This window comes from Streptomyces sp. NPDC107500, from assembly GCF_055582785.1.
Map to the genome: position 1 here is coordinate 42,191 of NZ_JBVJPF010000013.1, position 26,820 is coordinate 69,010.

Sequence of the window (26,820 nt, forward strand, 5' to 3'; positions counted from 1 at the left end):
CTCTCCCTAGCCGAGTTCCTTGTCCAGCAGCGCGAGAAGCTCTCCCGCCGAGGCCGAGGTGATCTGGTCGGCGATGCCGGCCGCCGCTCCGGCGCCCGCCATCGAACGGACGCGCCCCTGAAGGTCGCCGAGGAGCGTGGAGATGGTGGTGCGCTCCTGGGCCGCGAGGCCGAGGAAGGCGTCCTGGAGCCGGGTGCCGAGCTGCTCGATCTCGTCGGCGAGTTGTTCGGCCGGGGAGCGCTGGCCGGCGGCGGCAGGCGCGATCCGCTCGGTGAGGAACCGGGCGAGGACGTGGGGGCTGGGGTGGTCGAACACGAGCGTGGCGGGCAGCTTCAGGCCGGTCACCGCGGCCAGTCGGTTGCGCAGTTCCAGGGCCGTGAGCGAGTCGATGCCCAGCTCCCTGAAGGCCACGGCGGGGGCGATCCGCGCGGCGTCGGCGTGGCCGAGGACCGTCGCGGTCTGGTCCCGCACGGCGTCCAGCAGCGCCGCCTCGGCATCGGCCGGCTCCAGCGACGCCAGCTGCTCGGCGAGCGGTCCGTCGGTGTTGCCCGGGCCCGTCGGTGCGCCCGGGGTGGCGGACGTGCCGGTCAGGCCGCGCAGCAGCGGGGAGCCCGGCCGGCCGCGCGGGGCGGTGAGGTTCAGTCGCGCGGGCACCAGCACGGACTCGCCGTCCACGGAGAGCGCCGCGTCGAACAGCGCGAGTCCCTCCGGTGAGGACATCGGCAGCACGCCCTGCCGTTGCAGGCGGCCGAGGTCGGTCGCGTCGAGGCCGGCGCTCATCTCGCTGCGCTCGGCCCACAGGCCCCAGCACAGGGCGGTGGCGGGCAGCCCCTCGGCCCGGCGGGCGTCCGCGAGGCCGTTGAGGAAGGCGTTGGCCGCCGCGTAGTTGGCCTGCCCGGCGGTGCCGAGGACGCTCGCGACCGAGGAGAACAGCACGAACGCGGACAGGTCCAGGTGCCGGGTCAGCTCGTGCAGGTGCCAGGCGCCGCGCACCTTCGGGGCCAGTACGGCGTCCAGGCGGTCCTCCGTCAGCGCCTCGACGACGCCGTCGTCCAGCACACCCGCGCAGTGGACCACCGCCGTCAGCGGGTGCTCGTCGGGTACGGCGGCGAGCAGCGCGGCGACGGAGTCCCGGTTCGTGACGTCGCAGGCGGCGATGTCGACGTGTGCGCCCGCCGCGGTCAGCGCCGCGGTGAGTCCGGCCGCCTCCGGGGCCGCCGGGCCCCTCCTGCCGGCCAGCAGCAGGCGGCGCACGCCGTGCCGGTCCACGAGGTGCCGGGCGAGCATCGCGCCCAGGCCGCTGGTGCCGCCCGTGATGAGCACCGTTCCGGAGCCGAGGGCGGGGACGGCGGATGCGCCGGTGTCGGCGCGGGCCAGCCGGGGGGCGGCAAGGGTGCCCGACCGGAGCCTGAGCTGGTCCTCCCCGGTCGCGGCCACCGCCGGGAGGAGGTCCCACGAGGCGGGCTCGTCGTCGATGTCGACGAGCGTGACGCGGCCCGGGTTCTCCGTCTGCGCGCTGCGCACGAACCCCCAGACGGCGGCCGCCGCCGGATCGGGGCGGGGCACGCGGTCGTCGGGGAAGGCACCCCGGGTGACGACGACCAGCCGCGACTCGGCGAAGCGGTCGTCGGACAGCCAGGACCGGGTCCGGCCCAGCACCCGGTGCAGGGCGCGCTCGACGGCGGCGGGCGTGTCCCCGCCGTCCGGGCCGGCGCGGTCCACGGCGGCGATCACGAGCGGGGGTACCGGCGCGTGGGCGGCGAGTGCGTCGAGGTCGGTGAAGACCGCCGCGTCCGCCGCGGGGGACGCGTCCGTGCCCAGCACCGCGTACGCGGGGGCCGCCGCGGCCGGAACGGGCAGCGGCTCCCAGTCGAGCCGGAACAGCGCGTCCTGGTGGTCGAAGCCCAGTGCGGTGAGCTGCTCGACGTCCGCGGGGCGCAGGGTCAGCGACGCGATGCCGCCGACCGGGGTGCCGTGCTGGTCGGCGAGGGTCACCGACACCGTGTCCTCGCCGGCCGGTTCGAGCCGGACGCGCAGGGTGCCCGGCCGGACGGAGCCGAGCCGGATGCCGGTGGCGCGGTGCGGCAGCCGGCCGCCGGGCCGGCCGGGGCCGCCGACAAGGCCCAGGACGGCGGGGAGCAGCGCCGTGTGCAGCAGCGCGGGGTGGATCCGGAACCCGTCCTGTCCGGTGCCACCGGCCGCGGGGGGTTCCACCTCCGCGAACAGGGTGTCGCCCCGGCTCCACAGCGTCTTCAGGCCGCGGAAGTGGGGGCCGTGGTCGAAGCCGAGGCCGGCCAGCCGGGCGTACTCCTCCTCGAACGGCACGCGCGTCGCGCCGGGCGGGGGCCAGGCGCCGAGGCCGTCCTGGGCGGGTGCGCCGCCCGCTCTGCCGACGGCGTTGCGCGTCCAGCGGGTCTCGCCGTCGCCGCGCGAGTGCACGCCGACGGTGCCCGTGCCGTCGAGCACGACGCGGATCTCCCGCTCGGCCGTGCGGGAGAGCACCAGCGGTGTCTCCAGGGTGAGTTCGTCGACGGCGTCGAAGCCGGCCCGGTGCGCCGCCCACGCCGCCAGCTCGGCCGGCACCGTGGCGGGCACCAGGTGGGTGCCGTGGACCACGTGCTCGGCGAGCCAGGGGTGGCGCTCCAGCGACAGCCGTCCGCCGCCCACCACTCCCCCGTGCCCGGCGTCGCCGGGCAGGTCGACCACGGCGTCCAGCAGCGGGTGGTCGGAGGTGGCGCCGTGGGTGGTCTCCTGCGGGGTGTTCAGCCAGTAGCGCTGCCGCTGGAAGGCGTACGTGGGGAGTTCGGCCCACCGGCCCTGCCCGCCGCCGGGGGACGCCGTCCGCCAGTCCACCGCGGTGCCCGCGACGAAGGCCTCCGCCACCGACCGGTACAGGCGTGCCAGGCCGCCCTCGTCGCGGCGCAGGGAGCCCACCACGAGACCGGTGGCGCCGGGAGTGGTGTCGAAGATCTCCTGGATGTTCATCACGAGCAGCGGGTGGGGGCTGAGTTCGACGACGGTGCTGTCGGGCTCGCGCTCGACCAGGCGCTGCATCGCCGCGCCGAACTGGACCGGCTCGCGCAGGTTGCGGAACCAGTAGGCCGCGTCCAGGGTTTGGGGGTCGACCGGGCCGCCGGTCACCGTGGAGTAGATCTCGACCGGTGTGGGGGTGGGGGCGATCACGCCCAGCTCGCGCGGCAGCCGCTCCGCGAAGCGGTCCATCAGCGGCGAGTGGCCGGGCACGCTCGACTTGATCAGCCGGGCGCGGGCGCCCTCGGCCCGGCAGGCCTCGACCAGTTCCTCGACCGCACCGGTCTCGCCGGAGACCGTGGTGGAGCCGGGCCCGTTCACCGCGGCGATCCCGATGCGGGCCTCCTGACCCGCCATCAGCTCGCGCACGCGCTCTTCGGGCAGCAGGATCCCGGCCATGCTGCCCTGTCCGGCGAGGGTGGCCAGCAGCCGCGACCGCAGGGCCACGATCTTTGCCGCGTCGTCGAGGGACAGGGCGCCCGCGACGTGGGCCGCGGCGATCTCGCCCTGGGAGTGGCCGATCACCACGTCCGGGGTGACACCCAGCGACTGCCACACCCGCGCCAGCGCCACCATCACGGCGAACAGCACCGGCTGGACGACGTCGATGTCCTCCAGGTCGGCGGAGTCCGGCCCCGCGCACACGGTGTCCACGAGTGACCAGGAGACCCACGGCTCCAGCGCCTCGGCGCAGGCGCGAAGCTGCTCGGCGAAGACGGGGGAGGTCTCCCACAGCTCCCGGCCCATCGCGATCCACTGCGCTCCCTGCCCGGGGAAGACGAACACGGTCTTGCCCACGGGCCGCGCGAGGCCGCGTACGCCCGCGGCGGTGCCGGGCTCCTCGCCCGCGGCCACGGCGGTCAGGGCGGCGAGCAGGGCGTCGCGGTCGGCGCCGACGACCACCTGCCGGTGCTCGAACAGCGGGCGCGTCGTCACCAGCGCGTTCCCCACCTCCGCGAGCGGGAGGGCGGGGTGGGCGGTGACGTGGTCGTGCAGCCGGCGGGCCTGCTCGCGCAGCGCCTGCTCCGACCGCGCGGACAGCACCCACGGGACCGTGCCGGGGGCACGGGTGGCGGCCGGGTCCTGCTCAAGGGTGTCGAGGGAGTCGGGGGACGCGAGGGCTTCGGGGGACGCGGGGGCCTGCTCCAGGATCAGGTGCGCGTTGGTGCCGCTGATACCGAAGGAGGACACCCCCGCGCGCCGGGGCCGGCCCGCGTCCGTGGTCCACTCCCGGGCCTCGGTGAGCAGCTCCACCGCCCCGGCCGACCAGTCCACATGCGTCGAAGGACGCTCGACGTGCAGGGTCCGGGGCAGCACCCCGTTCCGCATCGCCATGATCATCTTGATGACGCCGCCGACGCCGGCCGCAGCCTGCGTATGGCCGATGTTGGACTTCAGCGATCCCAGCCACAGCGGCCGGTCCTGGTCCCGCTCTTGCCCATAGGTGGCCAGCAGCGCCTCCGCCTCCAGCGGGTCGCCCAGCCGGGTCCCGGTGCCGTGGGCCTCCACGGCGTCCACCTCGCGGCCGGTCAGTCCGGCGTCCGTCAGCGCGGCCCGGACGACCCGCTGCTGCGCCAGGCCGTTGGGCGCGGTGAGCCCGTTGGACGCGCCGTCCTGGTTGATCGCCGAGCCCCGGATCACCGCCCAGACGCGGCGCCCGTTGCGCCGGGCGTCGGAGAGCCGCTCCAGGACGAGTACGCCCGCACCCTCGGAGAAGCCGGTGCCGTCGGCGGCGTCCGCGAACGCCTTGCACCGCCCGTCGGCCGACAGGCCCCGCTGCCGGGACAGTTCCACGAACATCCCCGGCGTCGGCAGCGTGGACACCCCGCCGGCCAGGGCCAGCGTGCACTCCCCGGACCGCAGGGACCGCACGGCCTGGTGGACGGCGACGAGCGACGCCGAGCACGCGGTGTCGGTCGAGACCGCCGGACCGTGCAGGCCCAGCACGTACGCCACCCGGCCCGAGGCCACGCTGAGGTAGGTCCCGGTGAGGGTGAAGCCCTCGACCTCGCCGGCCGCGCCGCCGCCCATCCGGGGGCCGTAGTCGACGCCGTAGATGCCGGTGAACACCCCGGTGGCCGAGCCCCGCAGGCCCGTGGGGTCGATGCCCGCCCGCTCCAGTGCCTCCCACGACGTCTCCAGCATGAGCCGCTGCTGCGGGTCCATGGCCAGCGCCTCGCGCGGGCTGATGCCGAAGAAGTCGGCGTCGAAATCGGGGAGGTCGCTCAGGAAGCCGCCGGAGCGCGTGTACGTCTTCCCGTGCGCCTCGGGGTCCGGGTCGTACAGGTCCTCCACGTCCCAGCCGCGGTCCGACGGGAAGTCGCCCACCGCGTCCACGCCGTCGGACACCAGGTCCCACAGGCCCTCGGGGGACGCCACCCCACCGGGGAAGCGGCACCCCACCCCCACCACCGCGATGGGCTCGCGCGCGGCCTCCTCCAGCTCGCGCACGCGCTCACGCAGGTGCTGCGCGTCGCCGACGGCGCGACGCAGATAGGACCGGAGCTTGTCGACATCCTCCACCAGGGCCTCCCCCTAACGGTTGCTGGGACGAACGGTGTTGCTACACGTATCCGCGGTCGATCAGGGCGTACAGATCGTCGTCGTCGCGGCCTTCCAGACGACCCTCGTCCGGTGCGTCCGGTGCGTCCGGTGCCGTGTCCGGCGGTTGTGGCTCCGTCGGTGTCAGCAGGGAGAAGAGGCGCAGGGCGAGCTGCCGGGGCGTGGGGTAGGTGAACGCGACGGTGGCCGGGAGGCGGACTCCGGTCACCGCGGTGAGGCGGTTGCGCAGCGCCACGACCATCGAGGAGTCGAACCCCAGGGCCTTGAAGGTCTCGTCCGAGCGCGCTCCGAGGCCGGCCACCGCGAGGTCCGGGTCCTTCGCCGTCAGCAGCGTCGCGGTCTCGGCGCACACGAGCGCGCGGGCCGCCGCCTCCGAGGCCAGGTCCGGCCGGTCGGCGGCCGGCTGCGGGTCGGGGACGTGGTCCGGCGCGGTCAGCCAGTACCGCTGCCGCTGGAACGGATAGGTGGGCAGGCCGATCCGGTGCGGGCGGGCCGGGGCGAACACCGTCCGCCAGTCCACCGGCACGCCGCGCACGTGCAGTTCGGCCGCCGACGCGAGGATCTTGGCCGCGCCGCCGTCGTGCTTGTTCAGGGTGTTCACCACCAGGGGCGGGCTCGCCAGCGTGTCCGCGGTCTCCTCCATCGCCACCTGAAGTACGGGGTGCGGGCTGACCTCCACGTACACTCCGCCGCGCTCCCGCATCAGCGCGGCGACGACCTCGCCGAACCGCACCGTGGAGCGCAGGTTGTCGTACCAGTACGCGCTGCCCAGCTCTCGGGTGTCGAGCCGCCCGCCGGTGACCGTGGAGTGGAACTCCACCGGTGTCGGCCGGGGCGTCACGTCCGCGGCGGCGGCGAGCACCTGCTCCCGGATGCGCTCGACCTGGTGGGAGTGGGAGGCGTACTCGATCCTGACCCGGCGCACCCGGACCCCGTCGGCCCGGGCCGCGGCCGCGAACTCGTCGAGGGCCTCCAGGTCACCGGAGACCACGGTGGACGCCGGTCCGTTGACCGCGGCGACCGACAGCCGTCCTGGCCACCGGGCCAGCCGCTCCTCGACCTCGGCGAGGGGCGCGGCGACCGCGTTCATCCCGCCGAGTCCGGCCAGCGCCGTCAGGGCCCGGCTGCGCAGGGCGACCACGCGGGCGGCGTCCTCCAGGGAGAGCGCGCCCGCCGCGCAGGCGGCGGCGATCTCGCCCTGCGAATGCCCCACGACCGCGTCGGGCACGACGCCGAGCGAGCGCCACACCTGAGCCAGGGAAACCATCATGGCGAACAGCGCCGGCTGCACCACCGCGTCCCCGCGCTCCAGCGACGGCGCCGACTCGGCGCCGGTCACCAGGTCGAGCAGGGACCAGTCCAGCCAGGGCTCCAGGGCCCGCGCGCAGTCGTCGATCGAGCGGGCGAAGACCTCCGACTCCGCGTACAGCCGCTGCCCCATGCCGAGCCACTGGGAGCCCTGGCCGGGGAAGACGAGGACGACCGGTCCGGCCGGCCCGCCCGCCGTTCCGCGCACGACGGGTGCCGCGTCGGTGCCCGCCGCCACCAGGCCCAGACCGCGGAGCGCGTCCTCGCGGTCGGCGCCGGGCACCACGGCCCGGTGCGCGAACGCCGTCCGCGTCGTCACCAGCGAGTGGCCGACGTCGGCCGCGGTCAGCGAGGGATCGGCGGCCACGCGGTCGCGCAGCCGGGCCGCCTGCTCGCGCAGCGCCGGTTCGGAGCGCGCGGACAGCACCCAGGGCACCGCCCCGGGTACGCCGGGCGACGGATCCGCCGCCTCGGCCGGCGTGCCGGGGGCCTGTTCGAGGATCAGGTGGGCGGTGGTGCCGCCCATGCCGACCGATGTGACGCCGGCCCGCCGCGGCCGCTGCGGGGTTCCCGGCCAGGGCCGGGAGGCGCGCAGGATCTCGAAGTCGGCCGGGAAGTCGGGGATCTCGGGGTTGGGGGATCGGAAGCCGGGGTGCGGGACCAGGTGGCCGCGGTCGAGGCAGAGGGCCGCCTTCACGAAGCCGACGATGCCGGCGGCGGGTTCCAGGTGCCCGACGTTCGCCTTCGCCGAGCCGATCACCAGGGGGGCGCCGCGCCCGGTGTGCCGGAGGACCTCGCGCAGGCCGGCGATCTCGGCCGGGTCGCCGCGCCGGGTGCCGGTGCCGTGCGCCTCGACGTACTGGACGCCGTCGAAGGGGACGTCCGCGGCCTTCAGGGCGGCCAGCACGGCCGCCGCCTGCCCGGTGGGGCTGGGGTCCGGCATCCGCGAGGTGGCGCCGCCGCTGCCGACGCCCCAGCCGCGCACCACGGCGTAGACGTGGTCGCCGTCGGCGACGGCCCGGTCCAGCCGCTTGAGCAGGACGAACGCCCCGCCCTCGCCCCGCACGAAGCCGTCCGCGCGGGCGTCGAAGGGGTAGCAGCGGCCGTCCGGCGACAGGGCGCCCAGGTTCGCGAGCCCGAGGCCCGCCTCCGGGTCGGCGATGAGGTGCACACCGCCCGCGAGCGCCATGTCGACGGCGCCGCCGCGGATGCGTTCACAGGTCAGCGCCAGCGACACGAGGGACGAGGACTGGCCGGAGTCCGCGGCCAGGCTCATGCCCCGTACGTCGAACAGGTGTGAGATCCGGTTGGCGATCAGCGCGCCGCTCGACCCGAGGACGGCGTAGTGGTCGTCCTGGTCGCTGCCGGACAGCCTGCGCAGGAGTTCGTACCCGGAGGGGCCGGCCCCGACCACGACGTCGACCTCGCGGCCGGCGAGCGCCTCCGCCGGGACGCGGGCGTCCTCGACCGCCTCCCAGGCCAGCTCAAGGCCCAGCCGCTGCACGGGATCCATGGCGGCCGCCTCCGCCGCGGGCGTGCCGAAGAACTCGGCGTCGAAGCCGTCGATGGCGTCGAGGAACGAGCCGGAGTTCACGGTGGCGGCGTCCGGGTGGGGCGTGCGGTCGGGCAGGGGCGCGCGGTGCGCGGGGAACGTGCCGAAGGTCGACCCGCCGTCGAGCAGCAGGCGCCAGAAGCCGTCCAGGTCGTCGACACCGGGGAAGCGGCAGGACATCCCGATGACGGCGATGTCGGTGGCTGCGCCACTCATACGAAGTCCTTCCGGTTGCCTCGGTGCAGGGCTCTTGCGGACGGCCGCGGCGCGTTCATCGCCAACTGGTCAGTGCGTTCAGCAGTTCGTCGGGCGCGTCCATGAAGTCGTAGTGGCCGCCGTCGACGGCCAGGAACTCGACCGAGTCGGCGTACCGGCGCCAGCCCTGGAGCTGGTCGAGGCCGACGTCGGGGTCGTCGCGCCAGTGCAGGACGACGACGGGGCAGGGCACGGGGACGGGCTCGGTCCGCCGGTAGCGGGCCGCGGCGGCGTGGTCGCGCAGCAGCACCGTCAGACCGAGGTCGATCATGTCGGGCCGCGGTTCGATGCCCCGGCCGCGCAGGAACGTCTCGAGTTCGGTGCGCAGTTCGGCCTCGGTGAGGGCGAGCATCCGGTCCTGTGCGGCGTCGTGGGGTGCCGGCTGGCCGGACACGATCAGGCGGGCGGGGGTGGGCAGGCCGAGTGCGGCGAGCCGGAGCACGGTCTCGTAGGCGGGCAGCGCGCCCGCGCAGTGCCCGAAGAAGGCGTAGGGCACCTCGCCGAGCAGTGGGCGCAGCGCTTCCGCCAGGTCCTCGGCGAGTCTCTCGTAGGTGCCGTGGTGGGGGTGGGCGAGCCGGTTCTCGCGGCCGGGGAACTGCACGGGGCAGATCTCGGTGTCGCCGATCGCGGCCGGCCAGGCGCTGAAGGCCGAGGCCCCGGAGCCGGCGAAGGGGAAGCCGAAGACGCGGGCGGCGGGGCCGGCGGCCGGCGGCCGGACGAACCACGGCGACGCGAGGGTGGTGGGGCCGGAGGTCATGGCGTCCGCCGTTTCTGCGCGGTGATGGGCAGGTGGGTCATCCCGGCGATGAAGTACGACCGCAGGTGCTGCGGTTCGCCGGCCGGCTCGATCGAGCCGAAGTGCTGGAGCAGCTCTTCGAAGAAGACCCGCAGGGTCAGCCGGGCCAGGGGTGCCCCGATGCAGAAGTGCGGCCCGAAGCCGAAGGCGACCTGGCGCTTGGCGTTGGCGCGCGTGATGTCGAAGGTGTGCGGGTCGGGGAAGCGGGACGCGTCCCGGTTGGCCGAGCCGATCCACGCGACGACCGCGCCCCGCGCGGGGATCGTGCCTCCGGCGATCTCGACGTCGTCCACCGCGTACCGCATGAAGTTGCACGCCGCCGAGGTCCAGCGCAGCCCCTCCTCGACCAGGTTCGGGATCAGCGTCGGGTCGGCCTGGGCCTTGTCGAACTGCTCGGGCCGCTCCATGAGCGCGTGCACCGTGCCCGAGACGGTGTGCGGGGTGGTGACGTTGGCGCCGAGCAGGATGCTGTAGCCGTCGAGGGCGATCTCCTCGTCGGTCAGCGGTGCGCCGCCGGGCCGGACGTTCATCAGGTGGTGCAGGAGGCTGTCGTCCTCGAAGCCGGACTTGCGCCGGGAGAGGACCCACTCCCTGACGTAGGTGACCAGTTCGTGGTGGGCGATGGCCAGGGTGGCGGCCTCGCTGCCGGTCCGGAAGTGCGGGTCGGAGGGGGCGGTCACCATCGCGGTGAGCTGGACGAGTTCGGCCCAGTCCTTCTCGGGGATGCCCAGCAGCGGTCCGGTGACCAGCGCGGGGAGCAGCAGCGCCTGTTCGGCCAGGTCGAAGGGCTCGCCGTCGAGGGCCGGCGCCAGGAAGCGGACGATCGTCCGCCGGATGGAGTCCTCCCAGGACTTCACGGCCCGCGCGGTGAGCTTGGCACCCAGCGGCCGGCGGACCTCGGTGTGCCGGGGCGGGTCGGTGGAGGTCAGCAGTACGCCGGCCGCGACGTCGTCCGTCCCGAGGTGGGTGGGGACGGTGCCGCGCTCGGAGGTGAACTCGCGGTGGTCGCCGAGCACGCGGCAGACGTCCTCGAAGCGGGTCACCGACCAGAACTCCCGGCCGTCGGGCAGGACCTGGTGGTGCAGGGGCGCCTTCTCGCGCATCGCGTCCCAGACGGGGTGCGGATCGCCCTCGGCGTACAGGTCCAGGTCGAACAGGTCGACGCCGTCGAGGTCGATCTCGCGCGCAGGGCCCGGCGTCAGCCTCACGTCCCCGCCCTCCCCTGTTGGATCAACTCGGCGATCCGGGCCGGGGTCCCGGCCAGGTAGAAGTCGCGCACGGAGAGCTGGACGCCGTGGTCCTCGAAGATCCGCTCGATGATTTTGATTCCGGTCAGTGAGTTGCCGCCCAGGGCGAAGAAGTCGTCCTCGGCCCCGACCTCGCGGCCGCCCAGGCACTGACCCCACAGCGCGGCTATCTCCTGCACCAGGGACACCGGCGCACTCGAAGGCGCGGCTTGCTGCTCCATTGCCATTTCCCTTCCTCCGCCGAGCTCTTTTCCGCCGTCCCGCCGGCGGGACGGAATTCTCGAAGGGCCGAGTGCCCGGCCGAATCGAGTGTCGTCCGGACACGGGGCCGCTCCCACCGGGTCGGTGGCCTGCCGGCTCGCATCGGCAGGTGGGGTTGAGGATGGACCGGAGCCCTCGCATGCTGACACCCCCGCACCGTCCGCCCGCCGAATCCGTCCCGCCGGCGGGACAGTCGGGGTGAGAAACGACGCACGGCGCTCGAGGCGCACTCGAATGCCGCTGGAGCGGCACGGGACGAGCACGGGAAAGCCGGAAATCCGGAAAGCCGGAGAAGGCGGAATCAGAGAAGAAATGGGGGCGGACGACGTGGGAGACACCGGCATGGACGCGGACGTGGTCATCGCTGGCGCCGGGCCGACCGGTTTGATGCTCGCCTGCGAACTGCGGCTGGGCGGCGCCGACGTGGTGGTCGTCGAGCGGCTCGCGGAGCGGACCGGCGAGTCGCGGGCCGGCGGCATCCACTCCCGCACCCTGGAGGTGCTGGACCAGCGCGGCGTCCTGGACCGCTTCCTGGCGGAGGGCGAACTACAGCCGGTGGGCCACTTCTCGGGGCTCTACCTGGACTTCGACGAGTCCGAGTCCCGGCACCCGTATCCGCTGATGATCCTCCAGTCCGCCATCGAGCGGCTGCTGGAGGAGTGGGCGAGCGAACTCGGCGTGCGCTTCCGCTGGTCCTCCCCGGTCGGCGGCGTCCACCAGGACGAATCGGGCGTGACGGTGGAGCTGGACACCGGCGACGCCGCGCCCGCCGCGCTGCGCGCCCGCTACCTGGTGGGCTGCGACGGCGGGCGCAGCTCCGTGCGCAGGCTGGCGGGGATCGACTTCCCCGGTACCGAGCCGACGATGACGGCGCTGATCGGCGACGTCGAACTGCCCGACCTGCCCGAGGAGTACGTGTGGGTGCGGCGCCGCCCGGCCGGCGACTACTCGGCGATCGCGTTCGAGCCCGGCTGGTACCGGGTGATCACGTCGGAGTACGACCGCGTCCCCGGGCGCGACGAGCCGGTGACGTTCGAGCAGCTCCGCCAGTCCCTGATCAGGGTCGCGGGCACCGACTTCGGCATGCGCGAACCGCGGTGGGTCTCCCGGTTCACCGACGCCGCCCGGCAGGCGGCCCGGTACCGGGCGGGCCGGGTGCTCCTCGCGGGCGACGCGGCGCACATCCACTTCCCGGCCGGCGGCCAGGGGTTGAACATGGGCGTGCAGGACGCGGTGAACCTCGGCTGGAAGCTCGCAGCGGTGGTGCGCGGCCAGGCCCCGCAGAGCCTGCTGGACAGCTACCACGCCGAGCGCCACCCCGTCGGTGAGCGGGTGCTTCAGAACACCCGCGCCCAGTCCGCCCTGGTGCGTCCCGGCGCCCAGACGGACGCGCTGCGCGAGGTGTTCGGCTCACTGATGGTGTTCGACGACGTCAACCGGCACCTGCGTCACATGCTGAACGCGCTGGACATCCGTTACGCGGTGGACGGCGACCATCCGCTGGAGGGCCGCCGGGTCCCCGACGCCGACCTCGACACGTCCGACGGCGCCGCGTACGTCTCCGAGTTGCTGCACTCCGCCCGGCCCGTCCTGCTGGACCTGGGCGGCAGCGCGGAGCTGGCGGCCGCGGTCAAGGGCTGGGCCGACCGTGTCGACCTGGTCGAGGCGCGCAGCGCGGACGAACTGTGGACGGTGCCGGCCGTCGGCGAGATCCCCGCCCCCGCCGCGCTGCTGGTCCGCCCCGACGGCCATGTCGCGTGGGCGGCCTCCACCGGGGAGGCCCTCGACCTGGCCTCGCTGCGGACGGCCCTGGCCACCTGGTTCGGCCCGCCGCTGCGAGGGTGAGGGACGGCCTCCTGAACGGCGGGTCGCGCCACGCCGGCACCAGACCGCGGCCTGCGGTTCAGGGGGCCGTCCGCGTCCAGGTGACCGGCAGTTCGTGGACGCCGTAGATGTTCATGTCGGTGCGCAGTGGCACCTGGTCGGCGGGGATCGCCAGCCGCAGGGTCGGGAACCGGCGCAGCAGTCCGGCGAAGCCGGCCCGCATCTCGATGCGGCCGAGCTGCTGGCCGAGGCACTGGTGGACGCCGTGGCCGAAGGCCAGGTGCCCCCGGGCCGCGCGGCGGACGTCCAGGGTGTCGGGGTTCTCGAAGCGCCGCGGGTCGCGGTTGGCGGCCAGCAGGGAGACGACCACGGTCGATCCCGCACCGATCGTCTCGCCGCCCAGCTCGATGTCCTCGGTGGCGTACCGGTAGAAGATGTCGGCGACGGACAGGTAGCGCATCAGCTCCTCGACGGCGCCCGGGAGCAGTTCCGGGTCCGCGCGCAGGGCGGCGGTCTGCTCGGGGTGCTCCAGGAGCGCGAAGGTGCCGAGGGCCAGCATGTTGACGGTGGTCTCGTGGCCGGCGAGGAGCAGCAGGAAGGCGCAGCCGGTCAGTTCCTCGACCGTGAGGTCCTCCTGGCGGGCCAGGTCGGACAGGATGTCGTCGCCCGGGTCGGCGCGTTTGCGGGTGACCAGTTCGGCGAGGTACGCGGTCATGGCCCCGTAGGCGGCCATCTTCTCGTCGAACGCCTGGTCCCGGACGAGGAAGGTGGCGGTGTTGGTCTGGAAGGTCGCCCGGTCCTCGTAGGGCACGCCGAGCAGTTCGCAGATGACCAGCGAGGGCACCGGCAGCGCGAACCGCTCGACCAGGTCGATCGGCGGGGTCAGCCGGGCCATGGTGTCGAGCTGCCGTTCGGCGACGAGGACGATGTGCTCCTCCAGCTCCTTCATCCGCTTGACGGTGAAGGCGCCGGTGAGCCTGCGCCGCATCCGCGTGTGGTCCGGCGGGTCCATGGCGATGAAGACGCCGGGGATCTGCGGGGAGGGCTCGGTGGGGACGGGCATGCCGGGCACCTCGTAGGGCATGTGCAGTACTCCGAGGTCCTGACGTGAGCTGAAGCGGGTGTCGGCCATGAGCCGGCGGACCTCCTCGTGGCCGGTGACCAGCCAGCCCTCGTGTCCGTCGGGGAAGCGCAGGGGGCTGACCGGACGGACGTCGCGCAGCCGGGAGACCGCGCGGGGCGGGGCGAAGGGGCCCGCGTCCCGCTCCATGGGCAGGCCGTTCGGGACGGGAACCGTCTGGGTCATGGGGTGTCCTTTCGCAGCGCGGCTGGGCAACCGGCAAGACCGGTGACTCCACCATGGCACATCCGTAGCGCCACCCCGCGCCATTTGGCCCCATCACGGCGCCACTCTGGAGCCACTCACGCACCCGGCCGATGTGAAGTCGCAGGCCGGAGGGTTGCGGCAGTGGCGCCAGAACATGACCGGAATTCGCCGTTCGATGACGCCGGACATACGTGTGGCCCCCCGGTCCGTGGACCGGGGGGCCGTCCTGCCGCCACGTTCGCTCAGTTCGCCACGGGCGCCCGCCGGGACTCCGCCTCGATCGCGTCCAGCACCTGCGGGCCGAGGTCGACCAGGTACATGTGGTCGCCGGGGAACTCCCGGTAGCCGAAGCCGGCGGTGGTCGCCGCCTGCCACTGCCGGGCCTCCTCCGCGGTGACCAGTCCGTCGCTCTCGCCCCGCAGCGAGGTGATGGGTACCGACAGCGGGACGTCGGTACCGGGCACGTACGCCTCGTGCATCTCGCAGTCCGCCTGGAGCGTGGGGAGGATCAGCTCCCGCATCTCCGGGTGGTCGAGCGCCTCGTGCCGGAACCCGGCGAACTCCTCGACGCGGGCGAGGAACTCGTCGCCCTCCAGCCCCGCCGCCCGCCGCTCGCGCTGCGTCCACGGTCCCGGCGAGCCGCTGACGACCAGCCGCTCGACGGGCACACCGCGCGCCCCGAGCAGGTGCGCCAGCTCGTAGGCGAGCACCGCGCCCAGGCTGTGCCCGAACAGCACGGTCCGCGTCCCCTCACCGAGGTCCGCGACGACGGCGTCGATCTCGCCCCGCGCCGCCTCTACGACGTTGCGGTACGGCGTCTCCAGCAACCTGCGTTCCCTGCCGGGCAGTTCGACCGAGGTCACCCGCCACCGGCCGGCGGCGGCCTCCCGCCACGGGTGGAAGAACGAGGGGCCCGCCCCCGCGAACGGCACGCACAGCAGCGCGGTCTCCTCCATCACCATTGCCAACCCCCATCATCGTCTCGGTACACATCCAGGTACGGGCACACGCGCTACGCCAGCTTGCGGTGGAAGACCTCGAACATCTCCGCCACGGGGGCGGGCATGTGCATCTCGTGGTGCGTGACCTGCACGTCGTGCACCTCGAGGGTGCCCTCGACGTACGGCCGCCACAGGTGCGCGTACGACGTGTCCTCCAGGCCGGCGTTGAAATACACCACGTCGCCGCGGTAGACCGGCGACTCGAAATCCATCATCATCGCCGTGTTGTTCGCCAGAACCCTCGACATGGTGTCCAGGAACTCCTGCCGGTTGCCGGTGCGGATGTACTGGCTGAAGTCGTCCTCCAGCTCCGCCCGGAAGTCGGAGGAGTCCTTTCCGGCGTGCACCTGCTCGAAGCCGTGACCGCCCGGCTGGGCGTCCAGTACGGCCACCAGGGCCACCTCGTGGCCGCGCCGGTCCAGGGCGTCGGCGACGGCCTGCACGACGGAACCGCCGTAGGACCAGCCGATGAGGTTGAAGGGCCCCTCCGGCTGGACCTTCAGGATCTGCGTGACGTAGTCCTCGATCATCTCCTCCACGGAGGCTGCCAGGGGCTCCACGCCGTCGGAGCCGCGGGACTGGAGCGCGTACGCGGCCCGGTCCGGCAGGTGCAGCACGAAGCTGTAGTACGCCCAGCCGAGACCGCCGCCGCCGTGCAGGAACCACACCGGCTTGCGGCCCTTGCCGGGGTCGCTGTTGAGGGGCAGGACGACGGCGAAGGAGTCGGCGTCGTCGTCGGGGATGCCGCCGGCCAGCATCAGCGCGGCCAGTTCGGCCACCGTGGGATACCTGATGATCGTCCTGATGGGGATGTCGATGTCGAACCGGTTGCGGATGCGGACGCTGAGCCGGGTGGCGAGCAGCGAGTGGCCGCCGAGCGCGAAGAAGCCGTCGTCGATGCCGACCCTCTCCAGGCCGAGCAGCTCGGCGAACAGCTCGCACAGCGCCCGCTCGTAGGTGTTGCGCGGCTCCCGGCCGACCGCGGCCGTCGTCTCCTCCGCCGGCAGGGCCCGCTTGTCGAGCTTGCCGTTGGAGGTCAGCGGGATCTCGGCCAGCGGGATCACCGTGGACGGCACCATGTAGTCCGGCAGGCGTCCGCGCAGGTACTCCGAAAGCTCCTCGCCGGTGACGGCGGCACCGGCCTCGGGCACGGCGTAACCCACCAGGCGCTTGTCGCCCTCGTGGTTCTCGCGGACCAGGATCACCGCCTGGGCCACGTCCGGGTGTCCGGCCAGCGCGTGCTCGATCTCGCCCAGTTCGATGCGGAAGCCGCGGATCTTCACCTGGGAGTCGGCGCGTCCCACGTACTCCAGCCGGCCCTCGCGGTCCCAGCGGACCAGGTCGCCGCTGCGGTACATCCGCTCGCCGGGCTCGCCGAACGGGCAGGCCACGAAGCGCCCCGCGGTCAGGCCGGGCCGGCCGTGGTAGCCGCGGGCCAGGCCGTAGCCGCCCACGTACAGCTCACCGGTGACGCCTGCGGGCACCGGCCTGAGGTGGGCGTCCAGGACGTGGGCGCGCAGCCCCGGCACGGCCGGACCGATCACGCCGGCCCGGTGGCGGGCGACGGAGTGCTCGTCCAGGTCGACGCGGGTGACGTGGACGGTGGTCTCGGTGATGCCGTACATGTTCACCAGCACCGGCGCGTCGGACGCGTGGCGCGTGTACCAGTCCGTGAGGCGGTTCAGGTCGAGGGCCTCGCCGCCGAAGACCACGTACCGCAGGGCCAGTTCCTGGCCGGGGGCGTCGGCGTCGGCCTGGGCGAGCTGGTAGAAGGCCGAGGGCGTCTGGTTGAGGACGGTGACCCGCTCGCGGGCGAGGAGCCGGAGGAAGTCGGCCGGGGAGCGGGAGACGTCGAAGGGGACGACGACCAGGCGTCCGCCGTGCAGCAGCGGGCCCCACAGCTCCCACACCGAGAAGTCGAAGGCGTAGGAGTGGAAGAGGGTCCACACGTCGTCCGCGCCGAACCCGAAGTCCCGGGTGGCGGTGAAGAGTCCGACCACGTTGCGGTGCGGGACCGGCACTCCCTTGGGGCGGCCGGTCGACCCGGAGGTGTAGATGACGTACGCCGGGTGCGCGGGGCGCAGGACGGTGCGGCGCTCGGCGTCGGTGAGGTCGGCGGCGGACTCCGCGTCGAAGGCGTCGGCCCGGTCGAGGCGGACCACGGGGAGGTCGTGGGCGAGGTCCCCGGCGGCGCCGCCCGTGACCAGCAGGACCGGTGCGGCGTCCTCGACGATGTAGGCGATGCGGTCGGCCGGCGAGTCGGGGTCGATGGGCAGGTAGGCGCCGCCCGCCTTGAGCACCGCGAGGAGCGCGACGACCAGGTCCGCCGAGCGCTCCAGGCAGACGCCGACCAGGGACTCGGGGCCCACTCCCCGGGCGACCAGGTGCCGTGCGAGCCGGTTGGCCCGGGCGTTCAGCTCGCCGTAGGTGAGCGAGGTGTCCTCGTGCACCACGGCGACTTCGCCGCTCCGGCGCGCGGCCTGCCGCTCGAACAGCTCCACGAGGGTGACCTCGTCGATGGTCCCGCCGGCGGTGTTCACCCCGAACAGCAGCCGCTCGCGCTCCGACGCGCTGAGCACGTCGACCTCTCCGACCCGCAGGCCCGGGTCGGCGGCGAGCTGCTCCAGCACCCGCACCAGCCGGGCGGCGATCTCCTCGGCGGTGCCGCGGTCGAACAGGTCGGTCGCGTACTGGAGGTCGCCGCGCAGTGCCCCCGTGGCGTCCACGGCCAGGAAGAAGGTCAGGTCGACCATGGCGGTCGACGGGATGGCCTGCTCGAACCTCATCTCCAGGCCGGGCAGCGCGAGGTCCGGCTTCTCGTAGCTCTGCCAGGAGAAGATCACCTGGAAAAGCGGCTGGTAGGCGGCGGAGCGGTCGGGGTTGATCGCCTCGACCACCACGTCGAACGGCACGTCCTGGTGCTCGTAGGCGCTCAGCGCCTTGTCGCGCACCTGCGCCAGCAGCTCCCTGAAGGGCGGGTTGCCGGAGAGGTCGGCGCGCAGCACCTGGGTGTTGACGAAGCAGCCGATCATGTCGGCCAGCGCCTCGTCGGTGCGGCCGGCGATCGGGGAGCCGATCGTCACGTCCTCGCCGCCGCCGAGCTTGCCCAGCAGCACCGCCAGCGCGGACTGCACCACCATCGACAGGCTCATCCCGCGCTCGTCGGCGAGCTTCTGCAGCCCGGCCGCCACCTCGGGGCCCGCCTCGATGGCGACCGTGTCGCCGCGTGAACTGGCCTCGGCGGGCCGCGGCCGGTCCAGCGGCAGGCTCAACGGCTGCGGCACGCCGTCGAGTTCCCCGCGCCAGTACTCGATCTGCGCCGCGGCGAGACTGGCCGGGTCGGCGACGTCGCCGAGCACCTCGCGCTGCCACAGCGCGTAGTCCTTGTACTGGAGCGGCAGTTCCTCCCACGCCGGCGCCCCGCCGCCCAGGCGGGCGGTGTAGGCGGCGACCAGGTCCCGCATCAGCGGGGCGCTGGAACTGCCGTCCGAGGCGATGTGGTGGATGACCAGGACGAGGACGTGCTCCTCGGGCGAGCAGCGCAGCAGGGTGGCCCGGAAGGGCAGTTCGGCGGCGAGGTCGAAGCGGTGCGCGACCGCCCGGTCGACCTCGGCGGGCAGCTCCTCGGGGCTCACCTCGGCCACCGGGACGGCGAGCCCGGCCTCGGCCGTCGGCCACACCCGCGCGTACGGCTCGCCCTCGTCGTCGGTCAGGTACGTGGTGCGCAGGATCTCGTGCCGCCCGACCACGTCGTGGAGGGCCCGCACCAGGGCGTCCCGGTCCAGGGTGCCGGTCAGCCGGAACGCCGCCGATATGTTGTAGGTCGCCGCCCCGCGCTCCAGTCTGTGCAGCAGCCACATGCGGCGTTGTGCGAATGACAGGGGGATCATGGGCTTCACTCCTTGTTGAACATCTGGCGCATACTCGGGCGACGGGGAGCGGCCGATTCCTCCGACCACGCGGCGAGCGCGGCGACCGTCGGCTGGTCGAAGACCTGGCGGATGGGTATCTCGACGCCCAGTTCGGCGCGGGCGCGGCTGATCAGCCGGGTGGCGAGCAGGGAGTGCCCGCCGAGTGCGAAGAAGCCGTCGTCGAGGCCGACCCGGTCCACGTCGAGGACCTCCGCGAACAGTTCGGCCAGGGCCTTCTCGCGGGCGGTACGGGGCTCGCGGTACGGGGCGCCGGTGAACTCCGGCTCGGGCAGCGCGGCCCGGTCCAGCTTGCCGTTGGGCATCAGCGGCAGCCGGTCCAGGAGCACGACGGCGGAGGGGACCATGAACTCCGGCAGCCGCTCGGCGGCGAACCGGCCCAGGTCCGCCGAGGAGGTACCGCCCGAGGGCACGGCGTACGCGACGAGCCGTCCGGCGGCGCCGGTGCCGCGGACGACCACGGCGGCCTGGGCGATGTCGGGGTGCGCGGTCAGCGCCGCCTCGACCTCGGCCGGTTCGACGCGGAAGCCGCGCACCTTGACCTGGGTGTCCGCGCGGCCCGCGTACTCCAGCAGGCCCTCGGCGTTCCACCGGGCCAGGTCGCCGGTGCGGTACATGCGCGCGCCGGGCGGGCCGTACGGGTCGGCGACGAACCGCTCGGCGGTCAGCGCGGCCCGGCCGTGGTACCCGCGGCCCACGCTGCCGCCGACGTACAGCTCGCCGACCGCACCCGGCGGTACGGGGCCGAGGCCGGGGTCGAGGACGTAGGCCCGCATGTTGCCGAGCGGGGTGCCGACGGGGGCGTTGCCCGGCGCGTCCGGCTCGCCCGCTCCGTCGGCGAGGGTGCAGGTGGTGGCGTAGAACGACTCGCTCTGTCCGTAGGCGTTGACGATCCGCGCCCCGGGGAAGGCGCCGCGCACCTTCCGGACGAGGGCGAGGGGCAGGGCCTCGCCGGCGAAGACGAGCGTCTCGACGTCGGTGCGGTCGGCGATCTGGTCGACGAGTTCGGCGAAGGCGGACGGCACGGTGGAGATGACGGCACCGCTCCAGGCCTTGCGCTCCCCCAGCACCAGGACGTCCCGAACCAGTTCGACGATCCCGCCGGTGGCGAGCGTGGTGAAGATCTCGAAGGCGGAGACGTCGAAGTTGACCGAGGCGCCGGCCAGCATGCGCTTGCCCGGACCGAGTTCGAGGCGGGAGGCGAGCCGCAGCACGCCGTTGACCACGTTGGCGTGAGTGATGGCGACGCCCTTGGGCGTGCCGGTGGAGCCGGAGGTGTACATCACGTACGCCAGTTGCCCCGCGTGCACCGGCGGTGCCGGGTCGGCGGCAGCCGCGGCCGGGTCGAGCGTGTCGAGCAGGAGGTCCGGGGTGTCGTGCCCGGGCAGCGTCGCGGCCGTCGCGGTGTCCGTCAGGACCAGGTGGGGCCGCGCCTCGCCGAGGATGGCCCGCAGGCGCTCGCCGGGGTAGCGGGGGTCGGCCGGCAGGTACGCGCCGCCCGACCTGAGGACCGCGAGCAGGGCGACCACCAGGTCCGCCGACCGGGGCAGGGCCACGGCGACCACCGACTCGGCGCCCACGCCCCGCCGGGCCAGTTCGCCCGCCAGGCGCGCGACCCGGTCGTCCAGCTCGCGGTAGGTGAGCGTGACGTCGCCGGCGACGAGGGCCGTCTCGTCCGGGGTGCGTGCCGTCTGCGCCTCGACGAGCCCGCCGATCGTGGTGGCCGGCGTCGGGGCGGCCGTGTCGTTGAACCGGTCGAGGAGCAGGCGGCGTTCGGCCGGCTCCAGGACGTCCAGCCGCCCGGCCGGCAGCTCGGGGGTGGTGGTGAGCTGCTGGAGGACCCGGACCAGCCGGGCCGCGTAGGTCCGCACCGTCGCGCGGTCGAGGGCGCCCTCGGCGTACTGGAGAGTGAGCCGCAGCTCGGGTTCGACCAGCGCCATCAGGGTCAGCGGGTAGTTGGTGCCGGTGGCGGCGGTCATGCCGGTGAGGGTGATCCCGGCGGTGGCGTCGAGGGCGGCGCCGAGGCCCTCCTGGTCGACGGGGTACGACTCGAAGACGACCAGGGTGTCGAAGAGGGATTGCAGTCCGGTGGCCCGCTGGATCTCGGTGAGCCCGTGGTGGTGGTGTTCCAGCAGGCCGGCCTGGCGGTCCTGGAGGCGGGTGAGGATCTCGGCGAGGGTGTCCCCGGGCCCGTAGCGGACGCGGACGGGGAGGGTGTTGATGAACAGGCCGACCATCGACTCGACGTCGCTGACGGCGGGCGGGCGCCCGGAGACGGTCGCGCCGAACACCACGTCCTGGCGTCCGGTGAGCCGGCCGAGCAGCAGCGCCCAGGCGCCCTGTACCAGGTTGTTGACGGTGACGCCCAGCGCGGCGGCGCGGCGGGCGACGCCGCGGGCCGTCTCGGGCGGCAGCGGGACCTCGACCTGGCCGAGGCCGTCGTCGCCCGCGCTCACGGCACCGGGGACGAGCAGCGTGGGCTCCTCCAGCCCGTCCAGCTCGGCCGCCCAGGCGCGGGCCGACTCGTCCCGGTCCTGCCGCGCGCGCCAGGTCAGGAAGTCGCCGAAGCCGCGCGCGGCGGGCAGGGCGGCGCCGTCGCCGTCGAAGGCGTAGAGCAGCAGCAGGTCCCGCATCAGCAGCGGCGTGGACCAGCCGTCGAACAGGACGTGGTGGGCGGTCATCACCAGTTCGGTGCGGTCGGGTCCGAGAACGGCCAGGGCCAGCCGGAACAGCGGCGGGGCGGCCCGGTCGAAGTGGGCGGCCCGGTCCTCGGCGAGGAAGCGCTCGAACGCCTCCGTCCCCTCCGCGCCGTCCGTCGCGCTCAGGTCGAGGTGGCGCCAGGGCAGGGTCACCTCGCGCGGCACCACCTGCACCACGTCGCCGTCGGCCTGCTCGACGTAGGCGGCGCGGAGGTTGGCGTGCCGGTCCAGCAGTGCCTGCCCGGCGCGGCGCATCCGCTCCGGGTCGACGTCGCCGCGGAGGTGGAAGACCATCTGCATGTGGTAGGCGTCGAAGGACGACGTCCCGGCCAGCATGGTGTGGAAGAGCATCCCGGACTGCGCGGGGGTCACCGGCCACACCTCGGTCAGCCGGCCGAAGCGCTCCTCCCAGGTGTCGATCTCCTCCTGGGTCACCCGGACCAGCGGTGCGTCGCTCGGCGTCGGTCCGCCCGCTCCGGGGGTGGCGGCGTGCCGGGCCAGCGCGGTCAGCGCCTCGACCCACAGCCCGGCCAGCTCGGTGACCTCGTCGCGCGAGAGCACACCGGTCGGGAAGCCGAAGTAGGCGGTCAGCTCGTCGCCTTCGGGGGTGGCGCCGGCGACCGCGTTGATCTCCAGCGCGGAGAGCACCGGCATGTCGGCGTCGGGCGCGGCGATCAGGTCGCGGTGCCCGGGGTCCGGGTTCCAGCCCTGGCCGCGCAGTTCCTCGGGGATGTCCGCCGCGGAGGACTTGCCGAGGTAGTTGAAGCCGATCTGGGGCGTGCGGCGCCCGGCGAGGTGGGCGGCGGTGCCGGGGTTGAGGTGGCGCAGCATGCCGTAGCCGACGCCGTGGTCCGGTACCGCGCGGAGCTGCTCCTTGACGGCCTTGACCGCCCGTCCGGCCGCCGGTCCGCCGGCGAAGGCGTCGGCCACGTCGACGCCGGCCAGGTCCAGGCGCACCGGGAACATGGCGGTGAACCAGCCGACCGTGCCGGACAGGTCGGCGCCCGGCACCACGTGCTCCTCCCGGCCGTGTCCCTCCAGCCGGACCAGTGCGGTGGAGCCGGGCACGCCCCGGGTACGGCGCCAGCGCAGCAGCGCGAGGGCCAGGGCGGCCAGCAGTCCGTCGTCGGCTCCGGCGCGGAACACCGCGGGCACCGTGTCGAGCAGCGTCCGGGTGACGTCGGCCGGCACCCGGACGCGGACCGTGTCCACGGTGGCGGCGACGTCGCGCACGAAATCGGTCTCCCGCGCGCCCAGCGGCGCTTCCTCGCCGCGCAGGATCTCCTGCCACACGGGCAGTTCCGCCTCCCGCTCCGCGGTGGCGGCCTCGTCGGCCAGGGCGTGCGTCCAGCGGCGCAGTGAGGTGCCCGTCTCGGCCCGCCGCGGCGGCAGTCCGTCGCGGACCCGCTGCCAGGAGGACACCAGGTCCGGCAGCAGGATCCGCCAGGACACCCCGTCGACGACGAGGTGGTGCAGCACGATCAGCAGCCGGTCCGCGTCGGTGGCCGAGGTCAGCCGCACGAACTGCGCCATGACGCCCGCGTCCGGGTCGAGGCGGTCGGCCGCCGCGTCCAGTTCGGCCTGCGCGTCGGCGCCGTCCCAGGGGACCTCGCGCACCAGGGCGCCGGCGTCCACGCTGCCGGCCGGGGCCATGTGCAGGCACCGTCCGGTGCGGTCGAGCCGGGACCTGAGGACGTCGTGGCGATCGAGTACGGCCTGAAGTGTGGCGGCCAGTTGCGGCCGGTCGATCTCCTCGGGGAGGACCAGCAGCGCGGACATGCAGAACCGGCCGAGTCCGCCGCCGAGTTCGAGGACGTGGGCCGCGGTCGGCGGCAGCGGGCAGGACCCGGTCCCGCCGCCGGGCAGCTCGGCCAGGGTCACCGGTTCCCGCTCCGCGCGGCCCTCGACGAGTTCCGCGAGGCGGACGACCGTGCGGTGTTCGAAGACCTCCCGGGTGCTGACCGTGACGCCCCGCGTCTTGGCCCGGGCGACGACCTGGATGGAGCGGATGCTGTCGCCGCCGCTGGTGAAGAAGTCGTCGTCGACGCCTATCCGTTCGGCGCCGAGTACGTCCGCGTACACCTCGGCGAGGATCCGCTCGGTGGCGGTGCGCGGCGCCCGGTACTCGGCGGCGGTGAACTCCGGATCGGGCAGCGCGGCCCGGTCCAGCTTGCCGCTGGCGGTCAGCGGGAGCCGGTCCAGCACGACGAGCAGCGCGGGCACCATGTAGTCCGGCAGCCGCCCGGCGGCGAACCGCCGCAGCTCCGCGGCCGGGACGGCGGCGGGGTCCGCGCCGCCGTCCGCGGTGCGGGGCGGTGCCACGTAGCCGACGAGCCGGGCGTTGCCCGCGGGGTCCTCGCGCACGGTGACCACGGCCTGGCCGACCGCGGGGTGCTGGGCGAGGACCGTCTCGATCTCGGTGGGCTCGACGCGGATGCCGTTGACCTTGACCTGGGTGTCGGCGCGTCCCGCGTACTCCAGCCGGCCCTCGCGGTCCCACCGCGCGAGGTCGCCGGTGCGGTACATCCGCGCGCCGGGTGCGCCGAACGGGCAGGGCACGAAGCGCTCGGCGGTGGCCCGTCCGTCGCGGTGGTAGCCGCGGGCGAGCCGCCCGGCGACGTACAGCTCGCCGACGACGCCCGGCGGCACCGGGGCGAGGTCCGGGCCCAGGACGTGGGCGCGCATGTTGGCGAGCGGGCGTCCGACGGGGACCGCGCCGGTCCCCCCGGCCTCCTCGGGGACGGTGTGCGTGGTGGCGTAGAAGCTCTCGGTCTGCCCGTAGGCGTTGACGACGCGGACGCCGGGCAGGGCTTCGCGGACCTTGCGCACCAGGCCGGCCGTGAGGGCCTCGCCGGCGAAGACGACGGTGTCCACGTCGAGTCCGCCGCCGCTTCGGCCGGTGGCGGCGAGTTGGTCGAGCAGGGCCGAGAAGACGGTGGGCACGGCGCTGATCGTGGTGCCCGACCACGTGCCGCGTTCGGCGAGTTCGAGCACGTCGCGGACGATCTCGACGGTGGCGCCCGCGGTGAGGGCGGTGAAGATCTCGAAGACGGAGACGTCGAAGTTCACGGACGTCGCGGCGAGCATCCGGGAACCGGCCCCGACGCCCACGGTGCGGCGCAGGTCCCGCACGCCGTTGACCACGGCTCCGTGTGTGACGGCGACGCCCTTGGGGGTGCCGGTCGAGCCGGAGGTGAACATCACGTAGGCGAGGTCGTCCGCCGAGACGCGGGGGCCGGGGGCCGGGGGCGCCGGGGCGTCCAGGGCCGGGTCCAGCTCCTCCAGGCGGAGCACCGGAGGGCGGCATCCGGCGACGCTCGCCGCCGCCTCGTGGCCGGTGAGCACCAGCGCCGGCCGGGCGGTGTCGAGCAGCAGGCCGACCCGCGAGGACGGGTATCCGGGGTCGACCGGGAGGTAGGCGCCGCCGGCCTTGAGCACGGCGAGCGTGCCGACGACCAGGTCGGCGGTGCGGGGCAGGGCCACGGCGACCAGGACGTCCGGACCGACGCCGTGCTCGCGCAGCACGGCGGCGAGACGCCCGGCTCGGTCCTCCAGTTCCCGGTACGTCAGCGCGGTACCGGCGCACACCACGGCCGTCGCGTCGGGGGTGCGGGCCGCCTGGGCGGCGACCAGCTCCGGCACCGTCGACGCAGGCACCGGGGCCGCCGTGTCGTTCAGCCGGGTCAGCTGGTCCCGTTCGGCGTCGCTGCGCACGTCCACCGCGGCGAGCGGCGCGCCGGGGTCGGCGACGACCTGGCGCAGGACTCGCAGGAAGCGGTCGACGATCGCCTGGGCCGTGGCGTGGTCGAAGAGCTGTGCGGCGTACTCCAGCCGCCCGTAGGCGCCGCCGTCGGCCTGCGGGACGACGTTGAAGAACAGGTCGAACTTGGCGCTGCCGGTGTCGGCCGCGACGGGGGTGGCCCGGAGACCCGGCATCTCGATGCGCGGCCACACGAACTGCCAGGCCAGCATGGTCTGGAAGAGCGGCTGGTAGGAGGTGGCGCGTTCGGGGCCGAGCAGCTCCACCAGCCGCTCGAACGGCATGTCCTGGTTGTCGTAGGCGGCGAGGGCCTTGTCGCGCACCTGCTCCAGGAGGTCGCGGAAGGCCGGGCCGCCGGACAGGTCGGCGCGCAGGACCCAGGTGTTGACGAAGAAGCCGATCAGGTCGTCGAGCTGTTCGTCGGCGCGCCCCTCGATGGGGCTGCCGATGGTCAGGTCGGTGCCGCCGCCGAGTTTGTGCAGGAGGACCGCGAGCGCGGCCTGGGCGGCCATCGGCGGTGTGGCCCCGTGCTCGGCGGCCAGCCGGCCGAGCCCGGTGAGGAGGTCGGGGGCCAGCTCGAAGGAGACGTGGCCGCCGCGGTGGTCGGACATCGTGGGGCGGGGCCGGTCCAGCGGGAGCTGGACCGGCTGCGGCACCCCTGCCAGCTCCTGGCGCCAGTAGTCGATCTGCGAAGCGGCGACCGACTCGGGGTCCGCTTCGTCGCCGAGGACCTCCCGCTGCCACAGCGTGTAGTCCTTGTACTGCACCGGCAGCGGCTCCCAGCGGGGGGCGCCGCCCCGGCGGCGGGCCGTGTACGCCGACACGAGTCCCTGGAGGAAGGGGGCCATGGAGGCGCCGTCCACCGCGATGTGGTGGAAGACGAACGCGACGACGTGCTCCTCGGGGGAGAGCCGCAGGACGGTGACGCGCAGGGGCAGCTCCGTCTCCAGGTCGAAGCCCTCGCGCAGCTCCTCGCCCAGTGCGGCGTCCAGCGCGTCCGCCGTCACGTCGGCCACCCGGAACGGGACGAGTGCCTCCCCCGCGGGCAGGACGCGCTGCTCGGGGGTGCCGTCCGCGTTCTCGGCGATCAGGGTGCGCAGTGTCTCGTGCCGGGTCACGACGTCCGTCACGGCCGCGGCCAGGGCCGCGGTGTCCAGCGGCCCCTCCAGGCGCAGCGCGAAGGGGATGTTGTAGGTCGCGGACGGGCCTTCCAGACGGTGGAGGAACCACAGCCGGCGTTGGGCGAACGACAGCGGAATCATCGGCGCA

Annotated in this window: 9 protein-coding genes and 1 pseudogene; 1 reads left to right on the top strand and 9 read right to left on the bottom strand. The window is 74.2% G+C overall.

Features of this window, described 5'->3' with window-relative positions:
• Positions 1-6: 6 nt before the first annotated feature.
• From ACZ67M_RS37415 to ACZ67M_RS37435, 5 genes and pseudogenes are all read right to left on the bottom strand, one after another.
• Positions 7-5,526: pseudogene (locus ACZ67M_RS37415) on the bottom strand (type I polyketide synthase); the annotation flags it as partial.
• 67 nt (positions 5,527-5,593) lie between these two features.
• Positions 5,594-8,668, bottom strand: coding sequence for a type I polyketide synthase (locus tag ACZ67M_RS37420; RefSeq protein ID WP_469854325.1), 3,075 nt, complete (start codon positions 8,666-8,668; stop codon positions 5,594-5,596).
• Between the two features lie 55 nt (positions 8,669-8,723).
• Complete coding sequence (locus ACZ67M_RS37425; protein WP_392239632.1) at positions 8,724-9,464, bottom strand: thioesterase II family protein; 741 nt, start codon at positions 9,462-9,464, stop codon at positions 8,724-8,726.
• The gene (locus ACZ67M_RS37430; protein ID WP_361362332.1) at positions 9,461-10,711 is read right to left on the bottom strand and encodes a cytochrome P450; all 1,251 of its coding nucleotides are present in this window, start codon (positions 10,709-10,711) and stop codon (positions 9,461-9,463) included. The genes ACZ67M_RS37425 and ACZ67M_RS37430 overlap by 4 nt, the downstream gene beginning before the upstream one ends.
• Positions 10,708-10,971 (bottom strand): phosphopantetheine-binding protein, encoded by a 264-nt coding sequence (locus ACZ67M_RS37435; RefSeq protein ID WP_361362335.1) that lies wholly within the window; start codon positions 10,969-10,971, stop codon positions 10,708-10,710. The genes ACZ67M_RS37430 and ACZ67M_RS37435 overlap by 4 nt, the downstream gene beginning before the upstream one ends.
• A 352-nt stretch (positions 10,972-11,323) precedes the next feature.
• On the opposite strand from ACZ67M_RS37435, the gene ACZ67M_RS37440 reads away from it, so the two are divergent.
• Positions 11,324-12,856, top strand: coding sequence for an FAD-dependent monooxygenase (locus ACZ67M_RS37440; RefSeq protein WP_469854326.1), 1,533 nt, complete (start codon positions 11,324-11,326; stop codon positions 12,854-12,856).
• 58 nt (positions 12,857-12,914) lie between these two features.
• Here the strand turns inward: ACZ67M_RS37440 and ACZ67M_RS37445 are convergent, their stop codons facing one another.
• The 4 genes from ACZ67M_RS37445 to ACZ67M_RS37460 form a co-directional block, all read right to left on the bottom strand.
• Complete coding sequence (locus tag ACZ67M_RS37445) at positions 12,915-14,141, bottom strand: cytochrome P450 (protein ID WP_392103187.1); 1,227 nt, start codon at positions 14,139-14,141, stop codon at positions 12,915-12,917.
• A 263-nt stretch (positions 14,142-14,404) separates the two neighbouring features.
• On the bottom strand, positions 14,405-15,124 hold the full coding sequence (locus ACZ67M_RS37450) for a thioesterase II family protein (RefSeq protein ID WP_385797516.1): 720 nt from the start codon (positions 15,122-15,124) through the stop codon (positions 14,405-14,407).
• A gap of 50 nt (positions 15,125-15,174) precedes the next feature.
• Positions 15,175-19,053: a non-ribosomal peptide synthetase gene (locus tag ACZ67M_RS37455; RefSeq protein ID WP_469854327.1), complete on the bottom strand. Its 3,879-nt coding sequence runs from the start codon at positions 19,051-19,053 to the stop codon at positions 15,175-15,177.
• Between the two features lie 5 nt (positions 19,054-19,058).
• Positions 19,059-26,813: an amino acid adenylation domain-containing protein gene (locus ACZ67M_RS37460; RefSeq protein WP_469854328.1), complete on the bottom strand. Its 7,755-nt coding sequence runs from the start codon at positions 26,811-26,813 to the stop codon at positions 19,059-19,061.
• Between the last annotated feature and the right edge of the window lie 7 nt (positions 26,814-26,820).